This is a genomic window from Sporosarcina sp. E16_8, from assembly GCF_017347095.1.
Classification (GTDB): domain Bacteria; phylum Bacillota; class Bacilli; order Bacillales_A; family Planococcaceae; genus Sporosarcina.
Genome location: NZ_JADPRZ010000021.1, coordinates 43145 through 53809 on the forward strand (window position 1 = coordinate 43145; position 10665 = coordinate 53809).

General features: G+C 39.4%; 9 protein-coding genes. 2 read left to right on the forward strand and 7 right to left on the reverse strand.

The window, feature by feature from the left end; translation table 11 throughout:
• Positions 1 to 20: 20 nt before the first annotated feature.
• The 7 genes from I2484_RS12995 to I2484_RS13025 form a co-directional block, all read right to left on the reverse strand.
• Complete coding sequence (locus I2484_RS12995) at positions 21 to 380, reverse strand: hypothetical protein (RefSeq protein ID WP_207151466.1); 360 nt, start codon at positions 378 to 380, stop codon at positions 21 to 23.
• A 93-nt stretch (positions 381 to 473) separates the two neighbouring features.
• Positions 474 to 1046, reverse strand: coding sequence for a hypothetical protein (locus I2484_RS13000; protein ID WP_207151467.1), 573 nt, complete (start codon positions 1044 to 1046; stop codon positions 474 to 476).
• A gap of 167 nt (positions 1047 to 1213) precedes the next feature.
• The gene (locus I2484_RS13005) at positions 1214 to 1450 is read right to left on the reverse strand and encodes a DUF1292 domain-containing protein (RefSeq protein WP_207151468.1); all 237 of its coding nucleotides are present in this window, start codon (positions 1448 to 1450) and stop codon (positions 1214 to 1216) included.
• 17 nt (positions 1451 to 1467) lie between these two features.
• Positions 1468 to 2664 carry a replication-relaxation family protein gene (locus I2484_RS13010; RefSeq protein ID WP_255550389.1) on the reverse strand — a complete coding sequence of 399 codons (1197 nt, stop codon included), beginning with the start codon at positions 2662 to 2664 and terminating at the stop codon, positions 1468 to 1470.
• A complete protein-coding gene (locus I2484_RS13015; protein WP_207151470.1) occupies positions 2579 to 3436 on the reverse strand; it encodes a S1 RNA-binding domain-containing protein in 858 nt (285 codons plus the stop codon). Before I2484_RS13015 ends, I2484_RS13010 begins: the two co-directional genes overlap by 86 nt.
• Positions 3437 to 3633: 197 nt before the next feature.
• Positions 3634 to 6432, reverse strand: coding sequence for a type IV secretory system conjugative DNA transfer family protein (locus tag I2484_RS13020; protein ID WP_207151471.1), 2799 nt, complete (start codon positions 6430 to 6432; stop codon positions 3634 to 3636).
• Between the two features lie 135 nt (positions 6433 to 6567).
• Positions 6568 to 7824 (reverse strand): replication-relaxation family protein, encoded by a 1257-nt coding sequence (locus I2484_RS13025; protein ID WP_207151472.1) that lies wholly within the window; start codon positions 7822 to 7824, stop codon positions 6568 to 6570.
• A gap of 471 nt (positions 7825 to 8295) precedes the next feature.
• Here I2484_RS13025 and I2484_RS13030 point away from each other — a divergent pair, with 471 nt between their 5' ends.
• Together I2484_RS13030 and I2484_RS13035 are read left to right on the forward strand one after the other, a co-directional pair.
• On the forward strand, positions 8296 to 9456 hold the full coding sequence (locus I2484_RS13030; protein ID WP_207151473.1) for a ParM/StbA family protein: 1161 nt from the start codon (positions 8296 to 8298) through the stop codon (positions 9454 to 9456).
• Positions 9457 to 9619: 163 nt separating this feature from the next.
• Complete coding sequence (locus tag I2484_RS13035; protein WP_207151474.1) at positions 9620 to 10177, forward strand: hypothetical protein; 558 nt, start codon at positions 9620 to 9622, stop codon at positions 10175 to 10177.
• Positions 10178 to 10665: the final 488 nt, after the last annotated feature.

Here is a 10665-nt window from a genome sequence, read left to right on the forward strand (position 1 = left end):
GCCTTTGCTAAATAATTATTCTAGTGTAGGGGGAAAGAAAGACCATTAATTGCAGCAACAACATCAAGTTCAGTACAATCTTTCAACGAATCTAAAGGTAAGCCGGACTGGAATAAATCGTATTGAAAGGGTTTTAGGCTTTCGATATCTTCAATACTGTTTCTCAAATCCCTAGCAAGTGCTTGTAAGCCTATCAGATGGTTTTTATCTTCCGCAACTTCGATATTGGAGAGTACTGCGTCAAGATATAGATATATGGCTGAATCCTCATTTAAACCATTTTCCGCCGCATTTAATATCTCAACTTGTTTAGACTTTAAAAAGAACTCTTGGTCATCCAATTCGGAAAACATTCTGTTTTTAACAATTTGATAATCCATACCTGTCATCTCCATATTCTTACTTACTTGTATGTAGCGGCATTAAATCTGCAGTTAGATTTTTGTAGTCGAAGCAATCGTGTTTTAAGCTTCCTATAGATAGGCAACAATTATGACTCGTCCTCTTTGTAGTTCAGGTTCCAATCTTCTTAAACGACAGCTTACAAAGTCGCCTACTGCAGGTGCTTCAAGCGCACGAACTTTACTAGCTATTATTTTCACCGAAGGTTCAATTTGTACGTAAACCCCTTTCGAATCAGCCTGCACGACCTTCCCTTCCACAAGTTCACCTACTTTGTCAGCAAGATTGAACCAAGGATTTGCTAGCTTTCTACGTAGCTGTGCCGCCTCGTTCGCGGATAAGAGTGCGACGTTGTTTTCTAAATCCAATTCCTTGATGATAAATGAATCCTTTTGTGACATAAACTTCGTGTAGGAATGAAGAGGTCGTTCACGGAATGCAGATGCTGGACAATATCCAGTCACGCCGCCTGGCAGTAGAACAACAAGTGTTACTTCTTCAATGATTGTCGTCCCGTTTTCATATTTTTGCGGTAACTTCATAGGGCGTACACTCTGAATAACCCCCTCAATGATTTCACTATTTCGTTTGATGGCTGCAAGGTCAACTACAAGGTCTCCGTGTTCAAAAGATTGATTAACCATTGTGGATACCTCCTCTTCACATTTTTTATTTGCTTTTACCCGAAAAGCCGCCTTGCTATGCTAGACGGCTCTATATTTCAACGATAAAATGGTCGTTCCTATTAAATTGTAATTACCGAAATAAATGTTATGAAGCATATAACCGGGGGCGGAATTGTAAACTTGCTTTATTGTGGGGCCAAGGCTGACACGAATACTTTTTGAACCATTTCAAATTCTGAATCATCCACAATGTCCGCCAAACGCATGGTTTGGTCATATTCTTTGACAATCTTACAGAAAGTTTGTTGTGTATCATTCTGAACTATAGCGTATTGCACATCATCAATAACGATAACCTGCTCGACATTTAACAAGTCCAACTGTACATCGTTTTCGTTGACGACAATAATCGAAATTCGCAAGTAAATACCCCCCCTTTCTAAATATCCTCGAAATCATCTTCTGTAATTTCGACGACTTGGTGAGCGAGATATTCACTGGCTTTCATTCCTTGTGCATCTTTCAATAAAAACGGAATTGGAGAAAGTATTAATGATCCGTCTACAGGGTTAGACAGGAATGTTTGTTTATCAATTCCTGCAAGTAAACGTTCATCCGTTGTAAAGCGTAAAACAACGTCAGGCATATGTTCCTCTGCAAGTGAACCGATCATGGGTATCCTTGAGTCACTATCTACAATGAGAATAAGACGGTCGGGTTTGAGCGATGTGCTGACTTTATCAAAACCAATTTGAATTTCTCGGAATCGACTAATCAATCTTTGATACCATCCGTTCGTAATTCGTACTGGCTCAATCCATAAAGTCTTTAAATCTCCAGCATCCTTAATTACTTCTGCCACAAAGGCGGGACGGAATGTGGTTTGATCCTCAAGTAGTATATGAGGCTCTCGTTCCCATTTCACGATACGGTCAATTGATTTCAACTGGCAGAAGAATTCATTTGCTGTTAAATGCGAATAAAAATGGCTCATGAGTGGTCCTGCACCATTAGGAAACGTAACAGCATGGAATTTGAACCTATCAGGTACTCGTATATGGAATAGCTGCTCCGCCACTTCTGCACCTACTCGGGTCAACCCGTAGATTAGCGGTTTCTTCTTGCCGTCTGCACAAGGTGTCTTCCAAGAGAAGGCGGAAATAATGCCTCGTTGATGACACTTTGATATGAAATCTTTGATTTTATAGACATTATCTGTGTCTGCGAATACAGCTCGTGCAATTTGAGAACGAGTGGCACAACGATGTTGGGATAAGAAGTCCAATAGTTTTAACTCTGAATCTGTAAAGGAATGATTCTCCATACGACTTCCTTGCCAAAAACGAGCGGTGTTGTTGCCAGTCTTCGGCATGTAGTAGGTCATTTTTGCGTAGGGATCCGAAAATAAACTGAAATAAGTACCGTCAGGCGGCAGGTACTGCATAATGTCAGGTGGTGACGTATTTGGGTCATATGGATTTGAAGTAGCAAGGGGAATCTCAGACTTCCCCTGCCTTTTCGTTAACGTTTTTTCGTCAAATGTAAGAATGTCACCGACCATGTGACGTATTACCTCTAGTTTTTTGCCCCGCCCGTGGAATAATGACCAAACCGCGTAGACGTGCCCTTTGTTCATCAATATCTGTCACCTTGAAATTCACCTGGTCACCCTCATTCAGTATGCGCTTCCCTAAATTCGGCGGGAAGCCAGCGCGGCCTACTAGCCCCCGTGGTTCTAAACGAACAAAAACACCATGGTCAATATCGATATTAATGATAGTACCTAGATAGAATCCACCACGTTTATATTCAAGAATGAAATCACGAGGATCGCGTTCAAGTGCTTTCCTGCTTACATCTAGACGTTTATTCTCTTTATCTAATTGCATCACACGTACGTCCATTGTGGACCCGATATCAACCTCTTCTCGGAGGTCTGTTACAAAGTCGTAAGAATAATCATCGCGTTCCATTCGCACCCTTACACCTTCAACAAGTAGGTAAACACCGTACTTGTCTACACCCGATACATAGGCTTCAAAATCTTGTCCCGCCTTTGCTTTACGCCAGAACTTTACAGCTAGGGCATCTAACGCTTTTTTTCGGTTCCCTAAGAATAAACGACTGTCATTTTCATCGAACAGTTTATCAACTACAAATTGTATTGTTGAGCCCACAAAAGATTGAAGGGAACTAAATTCATAGTCATCCACTAAAGAAACAGGAATGTAGCCGTAAATGCCATTGTAGTAGACTTTTAATGCATCTTGCATCTTTTCACCATACTGCAATTTTTCAAGTCCTATTGCTTGTGCCTCAATGACATAGTTTTTTTCGCGGTGGCGATAAGCCTCTCGTAAATCAGCCCACGCTTGTGCTGTTTCGATATCTTTTTGTTTATGAACCATTCTAATTCCTCCTTTGAATTTTAAAAACAAAAAAGGAAGCACCAAATTTCCGCGCATAAGCGCAGAAACGGTACTTCCGTTTGTTTTCTTGATAATGAGATTAACATTACTATAGCGAACCTAATCTGAATTGACAAGCATAAATTATTCGGAATACAACATGAATGGCATTATTACAGTTGTACGAGACTGAGATATTAGAAATCATCAGTGATACTTTCTTTTATAGCGAATGGAGCATTGCTAACTGATGGTACGGACTCCAATATCTCAGGAGGGGCGGCGCTTAGTTTATTCTCTTGTTCTTTTATGGATTGTTCTAATGTTTGGAGTTCGCTTATTCGTATTGCATCCTCGTCATTAGAAGTTGAGACATTTGCCGATTGTACTTCACTTTCCGGGGGGCTAAACAATTGGTCAAAGTTTATATATTCAATTTCACTTTCCGGTGGGATTTCGTCCACTGGCCATATTGGTAGCTCGTCATTAGTTGATTCACCTTCTGCTTTAGGCAACTCAACAAAGCCTGACAGCAGTTCTTCTACCTGGCGATTGATTTCATCCGAGGGAACAGATGCGTTAGGTACAGGATTCGCTGGTTTATTTGGTTCTATAGGTTCCAAATCTGCATCAATTGAAAAGTCTATTTCCGATTGGAATAAAGTAGCGGACTTCGATTCTTTTTTCTTCTTTTGCTTTGCGTGTATGGGTACAACCTCTGCTTTTGTAATAATCTGTTCACTCTCTAGTTGAAGGTCAACTTGCTCTTGTTCCTCTAATGACTCAACAACACCTTTATCATCAAATGAAGGAGGTTCAGTACCACTTAAGTTTGTAACTATCTCTTGCGATACCATTGTGTCGATGATGAAATCCTTTTCATCAGTTGATTTAATTTCAGCTTTTTTCACTCGCAAATACGGTTTTAAGAACTTAGCCTCATGAACAAAACGTCCGACCGCTTTTGTTGAAATGGAAATGCTGTTATTTTCATCAACAACTTGAACAACCATTTGCTTAAATGGTAACTCGCGGATCTGGGTTGGCGAAAAACGGGGCATAAATTTCTTTTGCGTATTCATTCGGAACCCCCAAGATTTGCTGTCAGTCGTCATAGGAGAAGCACTTTCGTTTACAGATTCTTCTACAACCAACTCTTCTCCGAATTCTTTCGAGAAGTATTCGTTATCTGTAACTGTACCGCGGCCAAATACTGTCTTGGAAGATGCATTGGATAGAACAGTTTCTTTGAATCCTTTTACTATGTTGTCTAATTGACCAAGGGACTGCATCGCGATTAAAGTACCCACCTTATAAGAACGACCGAGTGTAAGGAAACGTTCAAAAGCTTCATTGGCGTAAAGAGGAAATTCATCCACATAGAGAAAGATAGGAATTCTTCCTTCTTGAGGGCGGCGGAATACAGCGCTCTGTAACTGACGAATAAAAAACTGGCCAAACATCAAGGAAAGTTCCTCAAGTTCTGCTAAAGCTGTATTGACTAGCAAGACGCCGCCATTTGCTAAGAATTCGTCGGCATCAAAAACCATGTCCCCTTCTTCACTGACAAAAAGGTTGGTTAGCATAGAGTTCAAAGCAATCTCGTTTAAATACTTCTTTGCACCTGTAACAAATTTATCTTTCTTATTTTCTACAACCTGTCTGCCTTCGTATCGAGTTCCTGGTGGGTATGTTTGTATCATTACATCATCTTTCACACGGTAAATCTTGAAGTCTAGAACTTCATCTTCAAAGTAACGGACGATGTTCTCCCAACTTTCTAACAACTTTCTAACATCTTCAGTTATATCGTCTTTTTCTAACTTTGAAATTAGTTGGTTTTTAACCTCTTCTACAACGTCGGCTAAATATCGGGGATCAGTAAACATTCGTTGAATGTGTGTGATATTGGTCAGATTGCCGTATCTAATTTTGGCCAACAGCGTATAAGTCTGTGCTGCTTCGTTTTGTTGCCCTTTAAAAAATTCATCCTGGTCACCAGTTAGTGCGTTAAGAGTTCCTTGGAATGAGGCGGCGGCGGCTTCAAGTGGTCCGGCGAATGGATTGTACTTAGTAGAAAATGCTTTAGTCGGGTCAATAACCATAATCTTTTCATCTGGAATCCCCAACTTCTTCGCAAGCATTAAGACATCATCTACTCCGTCACCCTTTGGCTCCAAAAAGATCAAGCCCATCTTTCTTCTCCCAGTAGCAATCTTAATAAGATCTTGTGCAATCCTGAGCAAGATGGCAGTACTGGTTTTACCAGAACCGGTAGCACCAAATGATCCTTCGTGTAAAAACCGTTGGTCCTCTTTTATTACGAGGGGTTTCTTTGTACTCATGTCATATCCAACAATTACATCACACATATCCATTTCTGCTGTATGTGTATAACGGGTGAGGAATGGCATCTCCCAAGTGTAGAACTGGTCATGCAAGATATCTTTGTTAATTTGAAAGTGCCGAACAATCGTGAAACCTAACAAAGCAGTCACGATAACAGGCATAAAATACACGAGTAGGATTAATGAGTTTAAATCATCAACTAGAAAGAATCCTTTTCGTGACTCATTTACTTGTATGGAGCTTAAATAGGGCACGTACTTTTCAGTGGAATACCTTGCCGCCCCCGCCCAAGACATCATGACGAACGAGCTTATGTTTAAAAGTAAAGATAAAATCCGTCCTTTTTTTGTACGAGACCAATCCAAAATCACCTTATACCCTTTTTTTATCGGGTAGGTAATTGTGGAGTAGTTCCAAGTGAAATAAGGAAGTATCCAGAGCGTAATAAATGCTGGCCAAGAAATTTCATATAGCCAACTAAAGGCATAACTACCTAACAATGATGAGAACCAAGTGAAGAACCCTAGTGGTAGTAATACCAATAGATTAAAGGCGGTAAAGATCGTCACTAGAATAGTATGCCCTTTTAAACGGATAAATTCGTACGTACGTTCGGTAAGTTCAGCCTTGCGAAAACGTGGTTCCAAAAAGCACTCCCCTCTCAATACCTCCAAAAAACAAAAAAAGCACCGAAAAGACATAAACTGTCTAAACGGTGCTTCCGTTGAAAGTGAAATTTGGTGGTTTATTATGCTTCAGTATAGAAAACGTTGGTAAGCCTGTCAATCTGAAAACGGAGGTTGCTCTAAGATTTCACGTTTTGAGTTATACCAAATAGGTGAACTCGCACCTAAGTCTACAGAGTGCGTATGTTCGTAAAATATTCTTTCCTCAATATCCCTTACTTGCTGCAGGTCAAAACCTTTAAGGGGCGGCACGGGATAAAAAGTAGAATAATAGAGGACCAAAAATACATGTTTATGCTCCCGCTTGAATTTTTGATAAACCTTAAAAAATTTCCCCCATGGTTCACTTTGATAGCCTTCTCCGTTTACGACGAAATAGTAATGACTCTCTTGACCTCGTTTTACAACGGCAATCTTATAACCTACTACCTCCCCTATTGCAATTGGCTTGTTATTAGTCGAGAAGGATTTAAAATATGACAAAGCATTTCGTTCAAACTCTAACCTTGTGCTAGGGATCATAAGTTGTAGGCGGGACTCAAAATGCCTTAATTCCATTACCAGTAAATCAACCTTATCTACAAAATCCTTACAAGTTGATGTATAGGCTTGATAAAAGGACTGAAAACGAACTTGTTCGCTCGCATTAACCAATTGGTTTTGATAGCGTTTACCTCGGTTAGGAATAATAACTATAACTCCTTTTGGTAACGGCATGTTGTTTTTGGTCAACCATTGAAAGTATCGGTTATACCCACTAAACTTATTTACTAAAGCTTCCCCTCGCTCCGTTGAACGGTCTACCTCTAATTCATAAAGTTCATCCAATACTTTAATTTCACCGTCAGGGCGGAACTTCGCTTTCCCCTCGTTAGACACTTTATAAGCTGTAGCAGCATATCGATTGTCACGATAGTCAAACACGCCCGGGTAGTTTCTCTCAAGCACTTGATAGACGTTAAATACGTCTACCTGTTTTAGAAAATGGTCAATATTGATAAGAGTAGGAGTGGCCAATGAGTAATCAAAATAGCCGTTATCATTATTAAAGCCTTTACCTATGTAAGACGGCTGAAGATCTAAATAGGCTATTAGTTCATCGTAGCCGTAGGCGGTTAAGTAATACACCCCCCCTTCTTTAAAGTCCCTACTAGATCTTTTCACGAACTTTTTTTCAGTTAACTTACTGAGTATCTGATAAACAGATCTACGAGTTGAATCATAATGAGACGATTGGCTCGGTACATTCCAAACAGAAAAAACGATTTGTTCGACAATAGCTCCCCTTACTCGATACAAATACATAAGTACGTCGAACTGTTTTGGTGCCGATTCTTCTAGAGATTCTATCAATTTTATACCTCCAAATATTTGGTTCAAATTTAGGTGTATCATAGGGCAAATTAGTCACGCTGTCAAAAGAGGCGATGAAATTCGAATTAAAAGCTAGTGTAAATAAGGCTTTATATTACTTTATATACATCAAACAAGTACATCAATCTACTGCTTCAATCATTGAAGTGCTTAATTGAAGTACTTGATTGAAGTACCTAAGAGGGCATTAACTCATTGTTCAACACAAATAATAAAAGAGAAATCTAATGAAGTTTACATCTCGTAGTTGTGTCGTAAGTGGAGGTCTATAAAGCGATAGAATGATTATGTATTACATTGGTAACACAATGTAATACCAATGTAATATTAATGGGTATACAAATGTATTACACTCGTATCACACCCGTATCACGAAATACTTGCTAAACCCTTAACAACGCTGTAAACTGTAAATAGTAAGGCAAACTTTTCTAAGGAGATGGAGATTAAATGAGCAAAATTATTAAAGTCGGTGTAGATGCAGGGAACAACGCGTTAAAGCTGTGGGTAGAAGGCGAAGATCCGGTAATGGTGCCTTCCACTTACGCATTACATTTCGGAAATGCTACAGAACAATTCGAACAGGCAGATATACCAATAGATGAACTGTTAGACAACATTGACGTTACGATAAACTCTAAAGCTCTCAAACATAATAACCTACGTTACTATGTGGGAGAAACGGTTCTTGGAAACCAAATAAAAGGGAATGAGTTTGAAAAGCTGTCCGATAAGTCAACTGATGAAATTCCAGTCATTTTGACTCTTTCAGCACTTGCTGTGGAAGCTATTAAAAGAAATCCAACTACAGATATGATCAAAATGTCTTTCGATTTGTCGGTTGCGTTGCCAGTGGCTACGATTACTCAGGATAAAGCTATTGCGCATTCAAAAAGATTGATGGGTGCTCACGAAGTTGTGTACCATCATCCATCAGGTAGAAACGTAACTGTGGAAGTAAATGTAGAATTTTGCAAATGCATTCCTGAAGGTGCAGCTGCCGCTTGGGGTGTAGTTTTCGACGAAAAAGGCAACCTATCTTCTCGTCAAGTTGAAACGAACGATAAATTAAAAACGATCAACTTTTCGGACAAGCTTTTACTTCACATCGATATAGGTGCTGGTACAACCGAGATCGTTGTTACCGACGGAGTTCAATACAAGCCTAGAATGTCAGAAGGCCTGAACTACGGTACGAAGGACACGATAAACGAAATCATTAAAAGATGGAACAAGGAGTATCCTAGAAAATCGATTAATGGAATTTCTGAGTACAATGAAATCTATTTCAATTCAGAACACCCAAGACATATCGATCTTTTGGCTATATCTAAAATACCCTTACGCAACTTGGCCATATTATTGAGTCAGGCTATCATTAATAAAATCGATGATTTAAAGGATGATCCTTACACGTTTATTTATGGTGGTGGTTCAATTATCTTAAAATCGCACTTAGAAGAAATTCTGAAGTCAAAAGATCGTTTAACGAATGTGGTCTTCCTTGGTAATCCTATGTACGTAAACGCTCGAGGTTTATTAGTATTTGCCCTTTCACCAGTATATGATGCGTCTAAGGATACAGCGTTAGCTACTAAGTCAGGAAAATAATATTCATTGATACGTTTCGGTTAAAAAAACGAAGTTTGAGTTTATAATAAAGGCATACAATGATGACCAGCTTGTGCTACTACTTTAAAAAGTAGTAGCATTTGTTGAGAAGTGAAAAGCGAGGTGAAATCGCTTCAGGAGATAATGTTTCCTAGCGGATATTATGAGCAAAAAAAGAGACAAAATTCATAAACCGGGAGAACGCCTATCTGTCTATCTAAACAAAGAGCTTCCAGACCATTTCTTTGATTGGATTGCTAAACAAGATGATGTATCAGCATTCGTAATTTATGCCTTGGAACAACTTTACAGTGAAACAGGAAATAAGAATGTCGCAAATATGCTACCGCGAAGATTTCATTTTGAAGATACAAAAACTAGCATTCAGCAGCGTGAACTTGTTAAAGTACCAGTAATCGTTGAAACTATCACTTCTGAGTTCGAACATGATGAGTCAACAGCGTCAACAGCGTCAACAGAGTCAGCAGAGTCAACAGCGCCAACAGAGTCAACAGCGTCAACAGCGCCAACAGCGTCAACAGAGTCAACAGCGCCAACAGCGTCAACAGCGTCAACAGCGCCAACAGAGTCAACAGCGTCAACAGCGTCAACAGAGTCAGCAGAGTCAACAGCGTCAATAGAATCAAATGATTTAGAAGATAACTCTCTTGAGACAAAAAAGTGGGCTAACACAAGTAATGTAGATCCAGACAACTTTTAACCACCCTCGGGTGGTTTTTTTACTTATACATATTTACTTGTGATAACTGGTAGATCCAGGTTCAAATCTACCTCACACTGCCCCCTACTCGTAGCTGCATTGTTCCTGCCGGGGGATTATAAACTGATAGGTATTTCCTTGGATTAAACGGCAAAGAGAACTACATTTGCTTTGAACAATACAAAAGCGGTACTACAATTGATTAAGTAGTACCGCTTTTTACCTTTGTAGTGTTACCTGTTTTCCTGCTAGTTCACCAAGGGCATGACTCTATATATGCCAATGTCCACTTTAGTTTTCGGATAACTTTGCAATCGGCTAAGGAATTTGAGTCAAGGGATTCCAATTCTTTAAGGACAAAGATTTGTAAACTCTTTGCTATCTTGTTACTGACACGGCTTAATGTCCATCGATTGACGGTAACCATTGTCCAATGATTGCTAAATTAATGTCCAACGTAAATTAGAGAAAAAGGGAACTATGATAGT